Below are 21,109 nucleotides of genomic sequence, written 5' to 3'. Positions count from 1 at the left end.
CCACAAATACACCAATGTTCTGCCAATGCTGACCCGTACACTGGGTACTGTAAGACAAACCAACCCGATAAGGAGTGTTAAACCATGAAACACAGATTATTTGGCAAACTCGCACTATCCGCAGCCCTGCTTGGTGGAACAGCAGCTCTTCCAGTCCATGCCTCAGGTGCTGATACACCAGGCGACGTTTCAAGTCAAACAGGGAAAAGCGCGCCTGCTGAGACTATTGAGATTGCAGCTGTCCATACCCTGCCGAACCCGCTGGAATTGGCAGAGAAATACGCCCCGGAAACGGTTCAGGATTGGAAAGAAACCCTTGAGAAATACGGCAAGCTTGCTGGTGCTGAGGGAACATTTCAGTTCGCGGCGACAACAGCCGCCGCCACGGTTCGGGTTAACGATGACTCGAAGCCGGGTGAAGTAAAGGACCCCGTGGAAGCTACAATTTCGTTCAAGGCTACACCGGCCAAGGATATCCAGGAGTTAATTGACAGCGGTGAGATCAAGGAATTCACAGCAACCGGGGTCAATGACGTTGGGATGCCTCCTGAAGGTGTGACCATTCAAAGAACGGAAGCTGTAAAAGCAGGGGGCGGCGAGGCTCCATCTAGCTTTGTACCAGCCGGTGTAGAAGGTACAAAGGCAGTGAAAATCAGCGATGAGGATCTGGCTTTCATTCATGCAAGAGTAGACCTCTTCAAAGCTGCGGATTCCAAGGATTCCGCCGCCATTCAAGAAGCGCTGACAAAACTGCTGAACCAGTACAAGGAACAGATCACCAAGCTGGAAGCTGAAGCGAAATAACATACAACGGTTAAGTACAATCGGAACTTACAACACACAGGCGGCAAACGCCCGATATACTTAACAAAACAACCCTTGCCGGTGCCGCGGCAAGGGTTGTTCGTGCAGGCTCTGTTTATTTTTGCGCCATGGCCTTCATGAGTTTTACGGCTGAACGTATACGCGGACGCTTTAAGTTCTCCTCCACATAGCGGTAATCCGTTAAGATCACCTTCGCATCCCGCAGTCCGTATGCAAAATCGTCATCGAACAGAAGCCGATACTCCCACACCCGCTTCTCCCAATTCGGAATATTCGCCAGCATCCATGCATCCTCGGCTCCCGGGTGGACATAGGTTTCGCTAACCCCTTCAGGCAGTCTGTACAGCTTATCGATCAGCGATTGCTTGAAGCTGTCATAGGTCTCCCCTTCGACAACAGGGAACGGATGCGAGAGCAAATAATCCGGAATCGGCACCCCCAGCATATCGGCAAGACTGGAGGCAAGCGCGACCGGACGCTCGATATTCGATAAAGAGCTAAGCAGGGGATCCTCCGGATGAATGTAACGGAATAAACGTGCAGGAAGCCGCCAGCGCGAAGTCTTCCACAGCATCTGCGGAATAAGACTGCGCCCCGTCTCCATCCCATACAGACTGCCCATGTGATTATCAACATGGCTCACAGGAATGCCAGCCTTGCTCGCCCGCTCATACTGCGCGTCCAGCTCTTTCAGCACGGCCCCTGTCTCCGCCTTCTGTTCAAACTCCTGAACCGTCGCGTATTGTTGACCGCTCTGGTCATGCAGGGATGGATGACCGGTCAAGCTGCTCCATCGCAGCGCCTCGAATTCGCTTGTCATGGTCAGGTGCAGTCCGACATTGGGCTGGCGCCGACGAGCCGTCCAGGAAGCAGCCTCTTCAAACCCGGGGGCCACCGTCATGATGGTGGCAGAGGAAGCCTTGTTCTCCTCCAGCAGATGCTGAATCGCCTGGTTCATAGCTTTGCTCTGCCCGAAATCGTCACAATTGATGATCAGCCTTCGCTCCATGGTCATGTTCGCCTCCTATGGTTTTTGAGAATTCGATTCTGGTCAGGAAGGATAACAGGAAGGAGATGATCAGCAAGCACAACGGAACGACACTGATCAAGTACCTGAAGGTTGATTCCGGATCGCTTCCCGGGTTGTCACCGCTCTCATATCCGAAAATCATGCCGACCACAAAGAACGCCAGTGCGGAAATCAATCCGCTGGAACGCGTAATGAACCCGCTGACAGCCGTATAGATTCCCTCTCGCCTTAGACCCGTCCGCTCCGCATCCTCATCGATGATGTTCCCGCTAACCATAGCCGGTGTTACCAGAAATCCTGCCAGACCGAAGCCCACGCCGATGCCGGCCAAAATGCCGCTGAGCAAATCGTATCCGAACCAGAGTGGAATAACGGATATACCGTACACCCCGAGCGAGAGTCGCCAGGCCTTCACACCATCCATCCTGCGGATCATCCAATACCAGACGAACACCAGCGGGATGACCGATACAAACACAGCCGCCAGCAGAATCGATACTTGGTCAACCGGAATCTTCAGCACATATTTGGCATAGAAGGGGATCGTTGAGCTTATCAGACCATTCACCGTCTGGGCGAACGAGTTGGAGATGTTAAATACCCAGAACTTTTTGTTGCGCAAGGTTTCACGAAACGCCTGAACCAGCTTGAGCGGCTCGTTTGTGCTGTACACCTCCTGCTCCCGAACGCTCATCATACAGAGGAGCATGAATACACCAAACAACAGCGCATACAGAATTGCCATATTGGAAAAACCCAGGGCATCATAGATGATCGGAGTAAGCGCAGTGCCTATCAGCAAAGCCACTACCTGGTAGCCCTGCTGTATAGCTGAAGCCTTTGCCCGTATCCGGTCCCCGCGGAACAGCTCGGGAAACAATGCTCCATAATTAACCCATAACACGGTGGCTACAGCTTCATACAGAATAAGCGCAACCAAAAACCACATAAACAGTCCGTTCTGAGACAATCCTTCCGGTGGCGAGAATACGAGCACGAAGGTCAGCATGAACAGTGGAATCGCACCGAATACCCACGGCCTGCGCCGCCCAAGCCTGGTCTTCGTACGATCCGACCAATATCCCATGAGCGGATTGTTGACAGCATCCCAGATCAGAAATACCGTCCGCGCGAGGGATGCCAGCCCAATGCCAAGTCCCAGTGTGTCCACGTAAAAAAAGATATAAAAGGAGCTGAACGCCTGACTCGGAACCATCATGGCAAACATGCCGAGCGAATATGAATACGGTGAATTCCTCCAACTGCGCTTCATCCGTTTCCCTCCATCCGTTAAGGACGATTTGTTGTACAGTATTCGGCGCAAAGAACGATTATACCTGCTCATGCAAGGGAGGCCATGAGATCTTGTCGAACCGTGCAGGGCAGCGTCTCCCCCTGCCGTAAATTTGGCTGATAATACATAGTTTTCTTGGCAATAGCCAACCCTTCTGTGTAAGGCCGTTAAAACCACTCGGAAAGGATCTGTGCCATGGAACTCATCAAAGATCTTCTGGTAGTGCTCGGCAGAATTTATACCATCTATCCGCTGCTCTTAGCCGTTACCCTGTTTATGGGCCGTCGATCCGTTGCCGAGCTGCCCGTCTTTGATTACATCATCATTCTGTCCCTCGGTTCCGTAATCGGGGCAGATATTGCAGACCCCCATATCGAGCATATTCCTACGATCTTCGCCATTGTTGCCATCGGTGTCCTGCAAAAGATCGGCTCCGTCCTGCTCATTAAGAGCCGCCTCATCGGGAAATGGATGACATTCGAACCCATTATCGTGATTAAGGATGGGCAATTCCTTCATAAGAATCTGAAAAAAGCCCGTTATCCCATCGATAATATTTTGCAGATGCTGCGTGAGGATCAGATTTTTGATATCAACACTGTGGATATGGCCGTGCTGGAGCCGAATGGGACCTTATCCGTTCTGAAGAAAATGGGGAAGATGACCGTTACGCTAGAGGACTTAAAATTAAAGCGGCAGGATTCCGGCCTGTCCTACGCCATTATTAAGGAAGGGCGAGTTCAAACCATAACCCTCCAAAAGCTAAACCTTACAGGAAAATGGCTGGAGAACCAGCTCAGCGAGCGGGAGATCCTGCTTGATCAGGTGTTCTTCGCTTCTCTTGATGAACAGATGTCTTTAAACATCACCGTCTATGATAAGGAAATTCCGGTTCCCCCGCTGTATCATTAACGAGAAAAAAGCCCGGCGCAGCCGCCAGGCTTCTTCTTGTATTCCCCTCTTATTGAAGAACGATTTTGATCGCATGGCCAATCGGCGGCAGGCTCTTGGTCATCACAGGGCTGTAATAACCAATGATCTCCGCATCGGCAGTCAAATCACTAGCTTTCATAGCTTTGCCATCTTTATGCTCGATAATCGTTTCAGGCGTCAGACTTAGGATCACTTCACTTGGTGATTGCTCCGTCAATCCTTGACCCTTGATCGTTACACGCAGGTTGCCGCCCTCTGCATTGATATCAGTAATCGCACCAGCGGTAGCGAGTTGTTCCTTCTCTTCCTTGTCCGACTTCACACTGATTTCATAAGCGTAGGTCTGCGGCGGCAGGCTCATGGTCATCGCCATGCTGTGAACGGCTTCAATCTCCATCCCTTTCGCAAGATCCTTGAGCTCGATCTTCTTGCCTTCCGCGTCGCGGATGATGGTGCTCTCGTCCACATTCAGAATGATGCCTTCCGTTCCCGTGCCGTTAATATGAACGGCCTTGCGATTTTCATTTTGAATGACTTCCGTGATTTTGCCGCTGGTGGTTTCCTTCTTCACATCATCTTCCCCGGAAGTGATACTCACCTTCATACCATCGACCGCGACGCTAGCCCGGAGTACCTCGCTGAAGAAGTTAGCCGGAACATAGAGCGTGCCCTTCACATTCACCGGCGCAGCGCCGAGGGACTTGTACATTTTGTTTACCGCGTACTGATCCTTGCCTGTTTGCACGAGGGTCCAGATCGGTGAGCCCGGTTTCGTCAGCTCTGCAGAGCGATCCTCCTGATTCCAGTCCAGCTCAAATCCGAGTGCCTCGGACACGCTCCGCAGCGGAATCATGACCAGCTTCGCGTCTGTATTCATAAATCCAGCGCCCGTCACATCCTTGCCGTTGACCAGCACTCCATAATCCATGGCAGCCGATATCACAACCGGCTTCTGTTCCTGGCTTCCTCCAGCCTGGGGTGCCGCATAAACCGCTGCACTACCGGAAACCGCCATGGCTGCAACCATCAGTGTCACCGCTTGCTTCTTCCATTGTTTGTTCATGTTGATCATCCTTTCTAGGTGTCTTTCATTATCATGTACAACTATACTGACGGGCGTTTTTTGCCAAATGTTGCATTGAAACGAAAAAGAAACCCTACCGAGAACATACAAAAAAAGCCGTCCGGAAGACTATACAGTCTTCCGAAACGGCCTCTTGCATGCCGGTCTATTTCGTTGATCGACATACAAACAACGGGTCAACAAAACTTCTGCAATATTCCTCCGCAATCTGCTCCGCACTATATCCCATATCCCGGAGATACAGAATAATGTCCGCCCGAGGCAGCGAGGCAAGCATGACGGATGTAAATTGTGAATCAACCGGCATCAGCGTTCCTTGCTCCGCCGCTTGGTCCAGAAGGCCCTTGATCTGCAGTCGCAAATACATGAAAGGTGGATGCTCACACAAAATGTTCTTGGTGTCTTCCAGCCGATCGGAACTCAGCATCACCCGCAGCCATTCCAGATCCTCATTGAAGTGAAGAATAACCTTCGTCATGACGGTCCTCAAACGGGCCGCAGCGGGCACATCCGCGCTATTGCGCAGGTAAAGGTCCAATTCCTCCATGAACCGGTCAATCTTCGCCTCCATGAGCGTAAAGCAAATTTTACTCTTGCTTGGATAGCGGCGGTACAAGGTGCCTTGACCGATTCCGGCGGTTTTAGCCACCTGATGCATCGACACGTCCTCGACGCCGTATTGGTCAAACAAGGCCTGAGCCGTATCCAAAATTCTCTGACCTAATTCGTCATTCTCTTTTGCCATTCATATATCCCTTTCTCTTTGAACAAACGGGAATCTTATGCGGCAGACTGTTCTTCTTCTACGGGTGAAGTTGTTCGTTTGACGAAGAAGCCCAGCACCAAGGCCACTATTGCAAGAACAAATCCGATTATAAAGGCGCTTTGAAGGCCTGCAATCATACTTTCCACCGGATTCATATCCCCGGTCGTCTCGACATAATTTTTAGCTCCTGATGACATGATACTGATAAAGAGCGCCATGCCAATAGCTCCGGCAACCTGCTGCAGTGTGCTCATAATCGCTGTTCCATGCGGGTACAGCAAGCGCGGCAGCTGGTTTAGTGCTGTTGTCTGGGCCGGCATCATGACCATAGATATGCCAACCATCATCATAACATGAAGGAAGATAACATAACCACCGGTCCAGGAAGAATCCACTCTCGAGAACAGGAAAATCGAGAGGGACAACAGCACCAGTCCAGGAATAATGAGAACTCTCGGACCGAATTTGTCAAACAGCTTGCCTGATATCGGGGCCATCAGACCGTTGACGATACCCCCCGGCATCATGACAAGTCCTGCCGCCAGTGCGGTCAAACCAAGTGCATTCTGCAGGAACAACGGCAGCATGATCATGGTGGAGAACATACTCATCATCAGCACCAGCATCAGCACCGTGACGAGCGAGAACATCGGAAACTTAAACGTGCGCATATCCAGCATCGGCTGGTCCATCTTCAGCTGACGCCATACAAATAGCAGCAAGCTGACCGCACCGGCGGCAATGAACCATGTGACCTTCGGATCAGACCAGCCGCCTTCACCGGCACTGCTGAAGCCGTACACAATTCCCCCGAATCCGACGGATGACAGAATAATGGAGATAAAATCCACCTTCGGCTTGGTGAGCTCTGTAACGTTTTTTAGTATATATAAATGCAAAAACAATCGAAAATGCCGCCAGCGGAATGATGAGGAAAAACAACCAGCGCCAGCTAAGAGCATCCACAATCAAACCGGACAGCGAAGGTCCGATCGCCGGAGCCGTCATCATGACCAAACCGATCATTCCCATCGCTCCGCCGCGATTCTCAGGCGGATAAATGCTGAGGATCGTATTCATCAGAATCGGGATCAGCAGACCCGTTCCTATTGCCTGCAAAATCCGTCCGGACAACAGCACGCCAAAGGTCGGCGAAATACCGCTGATCACGGTACCGATTAAGAACAGCGTCATAGCACCGATAAACATCTGCCTGGTGGTAAACCACATTTGAAGCAGCGCGGTTACCGGCACCAGAATACCGACAACCAGCATATACGAAGTGGACAGCCACTGAACCGTGGACTCCCCAATACTAAACTGCTCCATCAAGCTTGGGAAAGCGATGTTGAGCAGCGTCTCATTCAAGATGGAAACGAACGCGCCAATAATCAGTGCGGCTACAATCGGCCCTCTCTTTAACTTGCTTAAATCAATCTTGGCCGTACTTGGCCCCACTCCCATATCCAAGACCTTATCCTCCTTAAAATGATGTCTGCGGACAATTGTCCGATTATGCTTTTTAAATTCTAACGGACAATTGTCCGTAGGTCAACTGAAAATTTTCATTGAATTTTCAGGAATTGCAGCCATGCTGGAATTCCTGGGATTATGCGAATACACATCAGTAATTAGGACGCTCAAGAGTTAGGATTTTCAAGACCCTTATGGGTTATCGAAATAACTAGAAAAAGGATCTGCCCCATTATGAAATGCCGGGACAGATCCTTTTCATTCTATGTTCATGCCGATCTCCATCAACCCGCAAGCCGGACATCATCGGAAGGATAGAATTACACTGATGTACTGAACTCGAATGATGCGAGTGCCTGTTATCCGTCACTCCAACTGCCGTTGCCTCTTTTGAGTTTCACGCGTTCTGGGCAATCTTCTCTTGGTATACCTTGGCCCAGCCCTCCAAATTGTTCGTCACGATCAACAATTCCGGATATTGGGCAAGCGTCTCCAGAGCTGCTTCATCATCCGGTGTCCAGACAATGAGCTGGATGTTCCGCTTGCGTGCTTCCTCCATGAACTTCGGGGTCACATAAACGTATTTTACGGATACATACCGGGCCCCGATCGCTTCCAGATACGGAAAAACGGAAGGGGTCGCCCCATATATAACCAGGCCCAGCTCAATGTCCGGATCAAGCGCACGCGCCCGTTCAACGGAATAATGATCGAAGGAGGTCAGGAAGACCTGCTTCTCCATACCCGTTTCCTTGATCACGTTGATGACCTTCTCCTCCAGCCCCGGATAGGTATCGCCCATCTGCTTCAGCTCAATGTCCACGATCATCCGATCCTTGGCAAAACGCAGCGCCTCCTCCAGCGTTGGAATGACCTCTCCCTGGCCTGCGTCCAGCTTGCGTATTTCCTCTAGCGTGAAGGCGTTGATCGCTCCTGTACCGTTGGTTGTCCGGTTTACCGTCGGGTCGTGTATCACAACGGGCACGCCGTCCTTCGTCAGCTGGACATCCAGCTCCAGATGCGAGAAGCCAAGCTCCAGCGCTTTTTGAAAACCGAGCATCGTATTCTCCGGATATTTTAGCGGATATCCTCTATGGGCCAGTCCCCGTACTTCCATATTCCCTTCCCTCCATGTACAAATCGATTGATGGCTTCGATCACGCCTTCGCCATAAGATGCCTGACTTACGTAATCGGATGCCATTTGAAGCTCTATAGGACTGTTCGCTACCGATACTCCAATCCCTGCCAGCTGCAGCATGGACAGATCATTCATCTGATTGCCTATCGCCATGATCCGCCCCGCTTCGATCCCAAGCGTGCGGGATAGACGCTGCAGCATAAATCCTTTGCTAACTTGTCCCGAGACAAGCTCCACGTAGTCAGCCTCGGACTGAAACGGAGAAACGGCATGGCGGTGGACGCTTTCCCACCGGTCCCACACCGTGTTGAATGCGAGCAGATTCCCGATTAATATCACTTTCTCCAGCTCCCCCGCCGTCCAGCGGGAAGATCGGGCAGATATCACGGAGCAGGATACGCGCTCCTTATGCTCATAGGCTTCGATCTCTTCGGTGCGTGCAAAGGTCTGGATTTCGTGCTCGCGGAATAACAACACGCTCAGTCCCATCAGGTGGAAGTCCAGCAGCATATCAGCGATGTTCTTTACGGACAAACAGTATCGTTCCAGGACGCGCCCGCCTTCTGCGAGCACGGCTCCATTGCTCAGAATGACGGGGATATCGATTCCCAGTTCCTGAATCACAGGCATCGCAGTCCGATACGGTCGTCCCGTTGCTACCGTGAACAGGCCGCCTTCCTTCACATATTGCCGGATAGTCCCTGCTACATGTTCACTTAACGAATGATCGGGTGACAATAACGTACCGTCTAAATCGCTTACGATCAGGCGAATGTCTCTCAAGAATATGTCCTCCTCGGTAACGGTGCCAAGGGATGCAGGCTTTCTCCGTCAACTCCGCCTAATCTCTTAACGAATAAAATGAGGTTATTTAAATGTCGAATTCGCCATGGCGGCTACAATATGCTTCTGCATGACCGTAAACACCAGCACGATCGGGATAATGGCCATGACGCTGGACGCCATAATAACATTGAAGAACATCGCTTCATTGCCGGCAATGGAATCCCGCAGCATGGCAATACCTACCGTAAGCACGCGCATATCGTTGTCGTTGGTCATGATGAGCGGCCAGAAATACGAGTTCCAGGACGAGATGAAGATTAAGACGCCCATGGTGACAATCGTTGGCAATGCCATCCGAAACAACAGCTTATACAGAATCGAGAACCTTCCGGCTCCATCCACGCGCGCTGCTTCCAGCACGTCATTGTTGATGGATTTGAAGGCCTGCCTAAGCAGGAATATCGCGTAAGCAGAAGCTCCATGAGGCACGATGAGCGCCCAGAAGGTGTCCAGCCAATCCAGCTTGGACATCATGACGTACACCGGAACGAAAATGACCTGCTCCGGCACGATCAGTGCAGCCAGAACCAGTAAGAACAGAGCGTCCCGTCCCCAGAATTGCCCCTTCGCAAAAGCATATGCCGCCATCAGCGCCACATTCAGCTGCAAAATAATCGTTCCTACCGCCATCAGCAGCGTATTACTGAAGAACCGCGCATAAGGGATCACCCGGAAGGCCTCGGCAAAGTTCTGCCAGGCAAAGGTTTCCGGCCAGAATGTAGGAACGGCCATCCGCATCTCAGACTGCGTCTTGAGCGCACTGATCAGCAGCCAATACACCGGAAAGAACATGACAAGCGTTACCATGACGGCTCCGATGATGCGAAGCGTCATCATGGTCTTGCGGTTCTTGGCTGACCCGGCCATATAATTATCCTTCATAGTGCACCTTCTTCCTGCTGACCACCCATTGAACCAATGTTAACAGCAGTATGATAACGAACAGAATCATGACAAGCGCAGAGGCTCTTCCTGTCTTGAATTCATCGAAAGCCATCGTATAGATCCAGTACACAATAGCGTTTGTGGCCTTGAGCGGACCGCCGTCTGTCATTACGTCAATTGACTGGAACACCTGCATGGAGGAAATAAAACTGGTAATGACAAGAAACAGGGTCATCGGCGACAAGAGTGGCAGTGTAATATTGCGGAACTGCCGAAGCTTGCTGGCCCCATCAATCGAAGCCGCCTCGTAATACTCCGCCGGAATCCCCCGCATGCCTGCAATAAAGAGGATCATCGCGAAGCCCACGCCCTTCCATACCGAAACGGCAACCAATGCCGGTAATGCCGTGGAGGGATTGGTCAGCCATTGGACAGGGTCCATGCCAAACCAGGATACAACGGAATTCAGAAGCCCGTATTGTCCGTTGTATATCCAGGTGAATACCATGGCTGCAACCACCATCGACACGTAATATGGCATGAAGATGACACCGCGCATGAAGCCGAACAGACGTGACGAGGACACATTGAGGAGCAGCGCCAGCAGCAGCCCGATCACAAGCGTGAATACAACGTCCATCAAGGTGTACAGGAACGTGACCTTCAGGGACTGATAGAAATCCGCGCTGCCCAGAAGACGCGTATAGTTATCAACGCCTACGAACTTTTTCACCGGACGAGTCATATTCCAATTCGTGAAGCTGATGTAGACGGAATAGCCCAGCGGATAATACAGGAACACGCCCATGAACAGCAGCGCCGGGACCGCGAATGAAAAGTCCTTCCACTTCTCCATTAACGTATGAGACATCCGTTTAGAGACCGAAGCGGTCGCCCGATTGGACGCCGCCTTAGTCACTTGTTTATTGGTCTCCATAGGCATCACTCATAGTCAGCCAGAATATCGTTGATCTTCTTGGCCGCATCCTGCATAAGTGGTGTCGGATCTTTTTTGTTCAGCACCATTTCCCCTACAACTTCTTTGTACACTTCACTGAATTCAGGATAAGCCGGGTGCTGCATACGCGGTGTCACTTCATCAAAATGCTCGTAAACCGATCGGTATTGCGGCCATCTTTCGAAATATTGATCGCCTTCCTCCGACTCGATCGCGGATTTTCTTGTAGGCAGGTATCCAACGGATTCGGCCCATTTAATGTTCTGCTCAGCTGAAGTCATGAACTCGATGAATTTCCATGCTGCTTCTTTCTCCAGATCCTTGGCACCTTCCATCATGACGATACCTGCGCCGCCAATGTTGGAGGTACGGACTTTATCACCAGGAATGAAGGATACGCCGACTTCGAAGTCTGCATTCTCGCGGTACATCTTCAACATCGCGGAAGTGTGCTGTACCATGGCGATTTCACCGTTCAGGAACATTTGCCGCATATTGTCGGAAGCTCCTTTACCGAAGCCCATATGCATACTGCCGTCATTTTGCCATTTGTAGAAATTCTGAAGGTAGCGGAGGGAATCCTCGTTCTCGACAGCGGAAGCACTCAGGTCCTCCGTCAGGATTTGTCCGCCGCCGTTAATGTTCCAAGGGTCATAGTACCACGTATCCCAGCCTGGAACCGAGAAGGCATAGCGAGTCGTTTTGTCGCCTTCCTTTTTTGTTACCTTTGCATTGAAATCCTCAATCTCATCCCATTTCGCAGGAGGCTCCACGCCCAGCTCGTCCAGCATCGTTTTGTTGTAGACAAACACGCTGGTGCTGACAATCAGCGGGAATCCGAATTGCTTGCCGTTGTAGGCATAGGCGTTCAGCATCCCTTGAGCAAAATCGTCCATCTTCACTTCATCGCGCTTGATCCATGGACCCAGGTCGGCGAAATACACCGCTGTCCGCAAAGTTCGCGAGGGACGATACCTCCACATTGGTCACGGCCGGTACATTATTCGCAGCTACGGCAGCCGACAGTTTCTTGTGAAGGTCAGGATAACCGCCTTGGAACACCGGTTCTACCGTAATATGAGGATACTTCTTCTGAAACTCTGCAATCATGTAATTCAAGCCTTCAAGCTGGGCATCCGCGTGGGCATGCCAGTATTGGATTTTGACAGGTGTTGTATCGTTCTTCATATCCATTGAAGCGGCTTCCACATCATCCAGCGAAACCTCGCCTCCAGCACTTTCACTTCCACCGCCGCCTCCGCATGCCGTGGTGATGACCATAAATATGGTCAGTAACGTCAACAACCATGATTTCTTTTTCATTGATGATCTCTAGCCCCTTTCGAATCAACTTCTTCTGAATAATGGCTTGTCTATCCACACTTCATCCATCCCAATGCCAGCCCTGGCGGCATATGGACCCTCAGGAATGAGGAAAGCTCCTCATCCAATCAACCCTTCTATCCCTTAAAAAGCGCACAAAAATAGAGACGTCAAAAGAGCGCAACCTAAGAGCCACCACCTCCTATAAAAGCTAAAGTAGCTGCTACTCGGGTTATCTCATCGTCTCCACCCCTAGCAAATATGTAATTGTAGTAAATCCATTAATCCTACAGGACGCTTTATTTCCAAAAGCGCGCATCACCCGTAGATACGAGATCTGCACCGTTAGCCAGTGCCTCATCGATTTCTTCTTCGCTTCGTAAAAAACCTCCCACGATTAGCGGACAGTGAATTTCCTTCTTCAGGTCGCGGATCACGCGGGGCATAAGTCCCGGCATCAGCTCCACCTCGTCCGGACGCGCTTGTCCGATCATCTTCACGGCGGTTCTTAAAGCTGTTGTATCAATGGCAAACACACGCTGTATCGAGCTGATGCCTGCTTGCCGCGCTGCTGCCACCGTATTGGTCTTCGTGGTAATGATCCCATCGATCCGATACGAATCCGCCAAATACTGCACAGCCGAATTGTCACGACCAATCCCGCTTACCATTTCCAAATGAACAAACACTTTTTTGCCTGAGGAGTGCAGCCGACTTACGATATCCCTTAGTTTCATGATGTCACCTGTCATCAGGTTCACCCGTTCCACCGCGCTGCTCACAGCCGCATCGATCTGTTCAAGCTTGGTAATCGAAGCGATCACGGGAAGACGGCTTCTCTTCTGATCTGTCATAAGTGCGTGTCCCCCTTTACCGAACACTCACTATGATAAAGCGATAGGATCATGTGAGTATTAACGATGTGTAAAATATGTGTTAACGACGCTCGCTGCACACAATCCACACGTCATGAATGCGCTTTCCATTTAGCTGATAACAGATTTTACTATATGCCTGGTTTGGTAGGTTCCCTCCTAGACTTAGGATCATTTTCGGTTCAGCGAACATGGGGAGAACGCTTTCAGAATAGCTCTATCAGCTATTTAATATCTATCATAGTGGAATGATTTAGCTAGAGTCTATAGCGAATATTGTATTAATTTGTCGAATTTAAAAGAATGTGAGCTGAATGTAATAAATATCATGACGCTTTGTAAAAAGAACGTCAACTCCGTTTGCAATCGTCCCTGGTTATGGGGCATATAGAAGGGCAGATCGTGCCACGGAGATCGCACAGGATGGAAACAGGCCGCCCGAGGGTATCGGACGACCTGCCAAACCATGCTTCCATGCACCTGTTTCAGGCGCTTAACCGTTTGGTCTGCAAAATGCTCTGACTGCTCTACACCTTGGGGATTACGGATTCACCTGAATCGTAAACGTCGAGGTGTTATTCTTGATCGGCGTTACGGTATCGGTGATCTTCAGGTTATTAAAGATCACACTGCCCACGGCCGGACCTTGGTTCGGCTCCGGCATTTCGTTAGCCCAGATTCCTACGCCGGACTTCACGTCAAATGCGTCGCCGCTCTTTTTCGCACCGGAGATCGTAATGTTCGTAAAGATCGTATCCTTGACCGGGTTCTGCGGCTGCCCGCCAACATAATTGGTCTGGAACATGATGCCGTGGTAAGTCGGATCGATAATGTCCACGTCCGTTACCCGAATGCCCTGGAACACCTTTGAGGCTGAGAACAGCCACATTGCCGGGAAGGTCTGCTGGTTCCAGAAATGGCCGCCCGCACGGACAATCGAGATATTCTCGAATTGGGTCGGCGGCGATGCGCCGAAGCCGTTCATCGGGTATCCGAAATCCAGCGAGCTGATCGTGACGCCGGAATAACAGAGCGTATCCGCAATGTAGATATTACGAAACGTATTGCCGTATCCTCCATATACCGCAAGGCCCGCCGCACGCCAGGTCAGCAGCGAAGTCAGATTCTCGTAGACGTTATCCTTCTCGTCTGCCCCTCCCGCATCAATCGCGGAGAACAGAGCAAAGCTGTCATCCCCTGTTGCCCGTGCTTCAATGTTGCTCACGAGATTGTTCGTGCTGCCGTTGGTCATGTTGATCCCATCAGCAAACACGTTGCGGATCCGGGAGTTGGTAATTTTCATGTAATCCGTATTGGCGCCCCAATACATGCACACTTGGTGCTCCACCCAGATGTTATCGATCGTCATGTTCGCAACGTTCGAGAAATCGAACACTTTACCCGGTCCGTCGATCCGGGAGGTGTAATTGCCAAAGTATGCAAAGTTCGCGAAGGTGGAGCCGTTCGCCGTTGCATTGATGGAAAATCCGATATCGGTATTGTTCTGTGACGATGGACTGGTAAAGCGGGTAAACCATGGGCCCGCACCGACGATTTTCACCGGTTTGCCGTAAACCTGGAACTTATTCGATGTCTGATAGGTTCCGGCAGGGAGATAGACGCCGACCAGATTCCCCGTTGTATCCATGCGGAATTTATCCAAAGCATTCTGCACGTCCTGATGCGTAAAACCTGCGGGAACGACATATTTAGCCGGGTCCGGATTCGGGATTAATGTCACCTGCTCCAGGTTGATAAAATCAATGGCGTACTGGCTTGTGTTGGCTGCATCCTTCTGCAGGCGGATTTTGCTTCCCTTTGGGATGGTGGTATCAAACATGATGTTGGCCTCGTCGTATATGTGACGCGGTGCTCCTGCAGATGGGCTGTTGCTTGGATTGGCCTCATCGCCATAGAGCCATGCATATTTGGAAGTGAGATTGATGGTCTTGGTAAAGACACCATCCACATAGACGTTCAGGGTGGCATCGATCCCTCCGCCGCCAGGCGCATCCGGAATCGAGAAGCGCGTAACCAGACTATTCGTGCTGGCTTTCGTCGTGAACTCTACGAAGCTGCCTGTTGAATGGAGTGTGACCGCCTTCCGGCCGGATGCTTCACCGGCAATATCCCCGATGTTGCGGTTCGGCCCGACCACAGCCGCTCCGCCGCCAACGACGGCATCCTCGGCCTCATACATGTCATAAGGCATATTCGCCCCCCGTCCGATAAAGAGCGGACTTGTTGCGATGTTGTTAGCTTGCTTCACCGGCAGCTCATTGGCATCCACGGCCACCTCGGTCTTCACGTTGTACTTGCCGTTGGCCGCCGTCCAACTGCCTACGTTCACCGGCTGAGCCGAAGCCCCGCTGGCGATGACGCCATTCACCGTGCCTGTAAAGGTCTGAATGACGTTGTTTGTATTCGCATCGCTCAGGGTCACCTTAATGCCGTGGGCACCTCCAGCGGACGCGGCCGTACCCTGGTTCTTCACCGTAACGGTGAAATTCACACTGTTTCCGGCAGCCGGATTGCCCGGTGACCAACTGGTCGCTGCCACCAGGTCGGAGCTTTGAACAGGGCTGATGACCATGGATGTCGGATGCGTATAGCTGTTATTGGCTTCGTTCTGCTCCATGACGGCATTGTTCTCATCCACCTTGGCCGTGAGTTGATATGTTCCCGCCTCCTTGGCAACGAGATTCAAGGTCACGTTAGCCGAAGCACCGGCTGCGAGTCCCGCCACATTCGAAGTACCGAGCTTGGTATTGCCATGGTAGAAATTGACGGTTGTTGCCCCGGAAGAGAGGGTCCCGATGTTCTTCACTACAGCCGTTAATACAATGCTGTCGGTTTCCACCGGGTTCACCGGTGTCCAGGACATTCCCGTAATGGTCAAGTCCGGATTGGAAGCAGGCGTGCCGATAACTTGAAACTCGGCAATCTGTCCTCCCGATGAACCCGTATTGGCCGTGATCCTCAACTGCACGGCATTCACTTTGGCAGTAACCGGAATGGTCACCGTATTGCCCGTGGCCGGGTTAAAGGTATACTGCGCAGCGGATACCAGATTTGTGAAGGCGTTACTGTTCTGATCATGGCCCAGCACCTGAATTGTCTGCGCCCGCGTTCCCCATTGGCTATCCGGATTCAGCTTCAGCACAACCGACGAAATGTCCGCGTTGGAGCCTAAATCAACGGTCAGCGTATGCGGATAACGGTTGGCACTGCCTTCCCAATACGTGCTCAAGCTGCCATCATTGGCATTGGAAGCAGCATAAATGTACTCGTTCGAGGAAGCCGTGATCGGCTTGTTCAGCGCCAGATTGGTTCCGTTGCCTCCGCCGCCGCTGCCTGTGCGGGTCACCGTGTTGCTGGCGGCAGATACATTACCGGCTGCGTCTTTGGCCTTCACATAGTAACTGACCGTGGCGGCAGCAGGCTGATTATCCGTATACGTCAGCACATTGCCGGCTACGCTTGCCCGCACTGCCTGATTGGCGTATATATCGTACCCCGTTACGCCGACATTGTCCGCTGATGCCGACCAGGTCAGCTTAATTTGGCCTGAAGCTGGCTCAGTATAAGCGAGGTTGCCCGGGGCAGTCGGTGCCTCTGTATCCCCGGCCGGTGCCTGGCCGTACACTTCGAACTCGGAAATCTGACCGGCTGGCCATGCGGTATTGGCGGTGAAAAGCAGCCGTACATATCGCGCCGATTGCGCGGTCAGATTGATCGTAACCTTATTGCCGTCTGCCGGATTAAATGTATAGGCAGCGGAAGAAGACAGGTTGTTGAACGCTGAGCCGTTGCTGCTGCCTTGTACGGTCAACGTCTGAGATCTCGTCTCCCACCCGTTCGCAGGCAGCTTCAATATCACTTTGTTGACACTGTAGGAGCTGCCCAGATCCACCTGAAGCCACTGAGGAAAGGCGTTGTTGCTGCTCTCCCAGTAGGTAGCCTGGTTAGAATCATTGGCATTCCCGGCAGCATAGGTCTGGTTATAGGAGCTGGCCGTCATATTCTTGCCAGCCGCCAGATTGCCTGGCTCCACTGCGATTACGGCATCCTCGGCTGCTGGCGCTTTGGCGTCTTCGCCGGATGCAGGTGCTTTACCTCCTTCGGACCCGCCGCCCGGAGTGCCTTCATCGCCTGAGCCATCTCCTAGCACCTCCTCATGACCGGAGCCGGGCCGGCCTCCGCCCGGTTGATCCATAGCGGGTTCCCCCGCCGCCGGATCGCCATCCCATTGCTGCCCATCTCCAATCTGAACGGCTGGATGCGAATCGGTATGGGATCCCTCAGCAAAGCCCGGGTCAGGCACCATGATCAGCTGTGTCCATATCAGCATCAATACGAGTAAACTCATGACAGCAGGTTTGATTCTATTCATCAACCTTCTGGATTTCATGATCCAACCTCCTGATATCAAATGTTTTCCTTGTGTACGTTGCATACGTTAGTCTCGTCTTCCCGGCCGCATGCCGGAAGAAATAAGTATGCGCTTACAACTATGTTCCGTTCGTGCCGATCACCTCCCTTGAACTCCTATGTTCCTATGTGCCCTGTGTTGGTCAACCGCCGCCGCTATCCTCCCCATCACGCCCCCAGCACGAATAACCCTGTTAGGATCACCCGAACATAGGCAAAATCTCGCGCACTGGCAGTTTATAAGGAAGAATGCAATAAACATAATGAGAGGGTATGCTGGTTCAGGTGCTGCTGCAAAAACAGAAACATCATGACGCCGTGCGTAAATCTGCGGGGAGCTTAACGATGGGTGGCAAACATATTCCATGCTGTGTCATTACTATAAAGGATTTCCAGATCGATTGACGATGCGCGATCGTATGTTTTTTAGGTGGATTTCTATGCGAGGAAGGAAAGGAGTTTTAATATGGTCAGGTCAGAAAAAAGGCCGGACAAGAACGCCCCCTTATCCGGCCCGGATGGATCTCCTCCATCCCATTGCTATTCGAATAACGGGACCTTCGGGTCCTTTCCGTTACAGTGAACCAGCATCGCATGCAGCTGTCCCCGGTGGTGGTACACATGACCCAGTATTTCAAGCAGCCATTCGTACCTCGAATAGGTGACGCCCCAGTAGGACGTCATCTCCTGATGAAGCTCTTCTTCCGTCATCTCTCTGAACGCCTGTTCCAGATACGAATAGTTGCTTAACAATTCAGCCTGTATATCCTTCAGGTTATGAATCGATACACCTGCATAATAGGCGCTCATCTCCTCCTGCGCAGCTCCTTGTGATATGTGGAAATCGGCCCGGCAGATGACGGCGATATGCTTGAGCAATTCCCCGACAGAATGTTTGTCCTCGGTCGGCTTAACGAGCAAATCCGCTTCATCGAGCTTGTCGATTATCGCCACGATGGATACAACGGCAACTTCAATCTGATGTAATGCATATGTACAATAGGAATTCATAGTTTCTCTCCCATCCGGTATGTATACAACAATCCATTCAAACTCACTTCACTATTATAGAACATACGTTCCTCTAATTTCAACCAAAAACAACCTGACCCTTAAGTATTAAGAGTCAGGTTGTTCGTGCACACAGAATCTGATAAAAGATCAATCCACAAGATTGAATCCGGTTGTATTCTCAAGTACTTGGACTTTAAACGTGCTGCTGCCGGCTTCCCGTACGACGAATACGGACAGATGCCCGTTTCCGATGGCAATCCGCTCGCCCTTCAGCTCATTCATCCCTTCCGGAAGGAACGGAGACAACGCAATTTCCTTCCTCGCTGCATTCGGATACAATCCGAGCATCGCCTGCAGGAAGGCAATCGAGGTTCCCGCTGCCCATGCCTGCGGCGAACAGGTTGTCGGGTATGGAACCGGATAACCGAGCTTCGCATCATGTCCGCAGAACAGCTCCGGCAGACGCTGGTACTCAAAATGCGCCGAAGCCTGCAGCAGGCCGGAGATGACCTTACCCGCCTCATCCTTGAATCCCTGCTTGCCAAGTCCCAGCAGGATCATGGCATTATCATGCGGCCATACACTCCCGTTGTGATAACTCATCGGATAGTATCCCGTGGAGTCTGTGCTCATCGTGCGGATTCCATATCCGTTAAACATGTCGCTTCTGAGCATCCGCTTGGATTGGGCTTTCGCCCGGCTCTCTTCCGGCAACCCGCTCATAAGCAGATGCCCGGGATTCGAGGACACGCTGCGCACCTGACGGAGATCCTTATCCAGTGCGATGGCATAACACATCTCATCCTCCATCCAGAAGGCCGATTCGAATCGAGCCCGAAGCTCCGCGGCTTCCGTCTCCAGCCTGCGGGCCCGTTCCGGCTCCCCTAACCCTGCAAAGACGGGCACAAGCGATGCCTTGGCTTGATACACATAGCCCTGGACCTCCGACAGTGCGATCGGAGATTCCGCATACTCCCCATTCTCATGGATGATCGAGTTGGCGGAATCCTTCCAGCCCTGGTTCGGGAAGCCTTTCTCGGCTTCCTGCTTGTAAGCCATGAAGCCGGAGCCCGCTTCAAGCGAGGCGTCGATGTAATCCAATGCCCGCAGCATGTTTGGCTTCAATTCCTCCGCCAAGGAAAGATCGCCTGTCCAGCGGTAATACTCGCCGATCAGCGCCAGAAACAGCGGTGTGGAATCGATGGTACCGTAATACGGCGAGAAGGGCGATTGATTCGTCGTGACAAGCTCTCCATAGCGAATCTCATGCATGATTTTGCCCGGCTGCTCATCCCGCCAAGGGTCCGTCTTCTCGCCTTGATAAGCTGCCAGCGTTCTCAAGGTCCCCTTGGCATGCTGCGGGTTCACCGGAAGCATGAACAGGGCCGTGATCAAGCTGTCCCTGCCGAATGGAACCGCGAACCACGGCAGCCCCGCGACTGTTGTATCGCCGAAGCCCACATCGGTCGTCAGCATGCGCAGATCCTGCAGCCCTCTCTGGTACAAGCCGCTGAACAGCGCGGAATCCGACTGGACCCGTGAGCTGTTCCGGTACCATTCTTCATACGAGGCTTCGAGCTTCTTCAGCCCTTCTTCGTAGGTGAGCGGCTCCGTTACGGAATGCTGCTCCGTCATCGGCGTGACAAAGAAAGTAATGACCTTCCGCTCTTTGGCTTTCAGGGACAACGGGAACGAGACGTTCCCGGCCTCATCCGCTTGGCCGCCGTCCGCATCCCAAGCAATGCGTGTCTGTCTTTTCAGGTTATCAGCCCCGACATAGGCCAGCGTCATATCCTGATCGCCGGTCAGAATCCCCTCCATCTTGCCAACTTCCCCGGTACGGTATTTACGGACCAGGAACATATCCTGAAAGTCCGCGTCGAAGGAAACCGCGAACTCGATATTCGAGTCCGTCACGAAATAATTGGTCAGTGTGCAGCGCTCGTACAAAATGCCATTGTAGATGAAGCGCTCCCGAAGCACTTCAATCGCCCCTTCATCCTTGGCATCCTTCATCAGACGGAATGAAGCAACATAACTCTTGTCCCCCGTGGAGGACAGAAGCGAAGGCTTCTCGCCATCGATGAACAGCTCCATGCGGCTCAAAAAACGCGTATCCTTCGTATATAAACCATGGCCTTGTTCATCCCCCAGGACGATATCTCCATTAAGCCCGGTCAGAAAGAATAAATCTCCTTCTTTAATTACACGGTAGTCCATGTTTAAATCCCC

General features: G+C 51.8%; 16 protein-coding genes and 1 pseudogene. 2 read left to right on the top strand and 15 right to left on the bottom strand.

What is annotated here, in order from left to right:
• Positions 1–84 precede the first annotated feature (84 nt).
• Positions 85–804 carry a hypothetical protein gene (locus PVOR_RS04335; protein ID WP_006207865.1) on the top strand — a complete coding sequence of 240 codons (720 nt, stop codon included), beginning with the start codon at positions 85–87 and terminating at the stop codon, positions 802–804.
• Positions 805–919: 115 nt separating this feature from the next.
• On the opposite strand, the gene PVOR_RS04330 is transcribed toward PVOR_RS04335, so the two are convergent.
• A complete protein-coding gene (locus PVOR_RS04330) occupies positions 920–1,840 on the bottom strand; it encodes a polysaccharide deacetylase family protein (RefSeq protein WP_040680188.1) in 921 nt (306 codons plus the stop codon).
• Entirely contained in the window at positions 1,806–3,128 is a 1,323-nt protein-coding gene (locus PVOR_RS04325) for an MFS transporter (RefSeq protein ID WP_006207863.1), read from the bottom strand. Before PVOR_RS04325 ends, PVOR_RS04330 begins: the two co-directional genes overlap by 35 nt.
• Positions 3,129–3,344: 216 nt before the next feature.
• Here PVOR_RS04325 and PVOR_RS04320 point away from each other — a divergent pair, with 216 nt between their 5' ends.
• Entirely contained in the window at positions 3,345–4,061 is a 717-nt protein-coding gene (locus tag PVOR_RS04320; RefSeq protein ID WP_006207862.1) for a DUF421 domain-containing protein, read from the top strand.
• Between the two features lie 49 nt (positions 4,062–4,110).
• Here the strand turns inward: PVOR_RS04320 and PVOR_RS04315 are convergent, their stop codons facing one another.
• From PVOR_RS04315 to PVOR_RS04260, 13 genes and pseudogenes are all read right to left on the bottom strand, one after another.
• The gene (locus PVOR_RS04315) at positions 4,111–5,145 is read right to left on the bottom strand and encodes a copper amine oxidase N-terminal domain-containing protein (RefSeq protein WP_006207861.1); all 1,035 of its coding nucleotides are present in this window, start codon (positions 5,143–5,145) and stop codon (positions 4,111–4,113) included.
• Between the two features lie 166 nt (positions 5,146–5,311).
• On the bottom strand, positions 5,312–5,911 hold the full coding sequence (locus tag PVOR_RS04310) for a TetR/AcrR family transcriptional regulator (protein ID WP_006207860.1): 600 nt from the start codon (positions 5,909–5,911) through the stop codon (positions 5,312–5,314).
• Positions 5,912–5,946: 35 nt separating this feature from the next.
• A pseudogene (locus tag PVOR_RS04305) lies at positions 5,947–7,396 on the bottom strand (MDR family MFS transporter).
• Between the two features lie 406 nt (positions 7,397–7,802).
• Complete coding sequence (locus PVOR_RS04300) at positions 7,803–8,522, bottom strand: glycerophosphodiester phosphodiesterase (RefSeq protein WP_036643981.1); 720 nt, start codon at positions 8,520–8,522, stop codon at positions 7,803–7,805.
• A complete protein-coding gene (locus tag PVOR_RS04295) occupies positions 8,483–9,328 on the bottom strand; it encodes an HAD family hydrolase (RefSeq protein ID WP_006207858.1) in 846 nt (281 codons plus the stop codon). The genes PVOR_RS04300 and PVOR_RS04295 overlap by 40 nt, the downstream gene beginning before the upstream one ends.
• Before the next feature lie 84 nt (positions 9,329–9,412).
• Positions 9,413–10,273 (bottom strand): carbohydrate ABC transporter permease, encoded by an 861-nt coding sequence (locus tag PVOR_RS04290; RefSeq protein WP_006207857.1) that lies wholly within the window; start codon positions 10,271–10,273, stop codon positions 9,413–9,415.
• Positions 10,263–11,219 carry a carbohydrate ABC transporter permease gene (locus PVOR_RS04285; protein WP_040680186.1) on the bottom strand — a complete coding sequence of 319 codons (957 nt, stop codon included), beginning with the start codon at positions 11,217–11,219 and terminating at the stop codon, positions 10,263–10,265. The genes PVOR_RS04290 and PVOR_RS04285 overlap by 11 nt, the downstream gene beginning before the upstream one ends.
• The gene (locus PVOR_RS04280) at positions 11,219–12,178 is read right to left on the bottom strand and encodes an ABC transporter substrate-binding protein (protein WP_442952210.1); all 960 of its coding nucleotides are present in this window, start codon (positions 12,176–12,178) and stop codon (positions 11,219–11,221) included. The genes PVOR_RS04285 and PVOR_RS04280 overlap by 1 nt, the downstream gene beginning before the upstream one ends.
• Positions 12,138–12,557, bottom strand: coding sequence for an extracellular solute-binding protein (locus PVOR_RS33145; RefSeq protein WP_006207854.1), 420 nt, complete (start codon positions 12,555–12,557; stop codon positions 12,138–12,140). Before PVOR_RS33145 ends, PVOR_RS04280 begins: the two co-directional genes overlap by 41 nt.
• 299 nt (positions 12,558–12,856) lie before the next feature.
• Entirely contained in the window at positions 12,857–13,411 is a 555-nt protein-coding gene (locus tag PVOR_RS04275) for a glycerol-3-phosphate responsive antiterminator (RefSeq protein WP_006207853.1), read from the bottom strand.
• Positions 13,412–13,973: 562 nt separating this feature from the next.
• Positions 13,974–17,843: a discoidin domain-containing protein gene (locus tag PVOR_RS04270; RefSeq protein WP_006207852.1), complete on the bottom strand. Its 3,870-nt coding sequence runs from the start codon at positions 17,841–17,843 to the stop codon at positions 13,974–13,976.
• Between the two features lie 560 nt (positions 17,844–18,403).
• Positions 18,404–18,874: a DinB family protein gene (locus PVOR_RS04265; protein WP_006207851.1), complete on the bottom strand. Its 471-nt coding sequence runs from the start codon at positions 18,872–18,874 to the stop codon at positions 18,404–18,406.
• Between the two features lie 150 nt (positions 18,875–19,024).
• Entirely contained in the window at positions 19,025–21,097 is a 2,073-nt protein-coding gene (locus PVOR_RS04260) for an amylo-alpha-1,6-glucosidase (protein ID WP_006207850.1), read from the bottom strand.
• Between the last annotated feature and the right edge of the window lie 12 nt (positions 21,098–21,109).

The organism is Paenibacillus vortex V453, from assembly GCF_000193415.1.
GTDB lineage: Bacteria > Bacillota > Bacilli > Paenibacillales > Paenibacillaceae > Paenibacillus_AQ > Paenibacillus_AQ glucanolyticus.
This window is presented reverse-complemented; position numbering and strand designations above follow the sequence as displayed.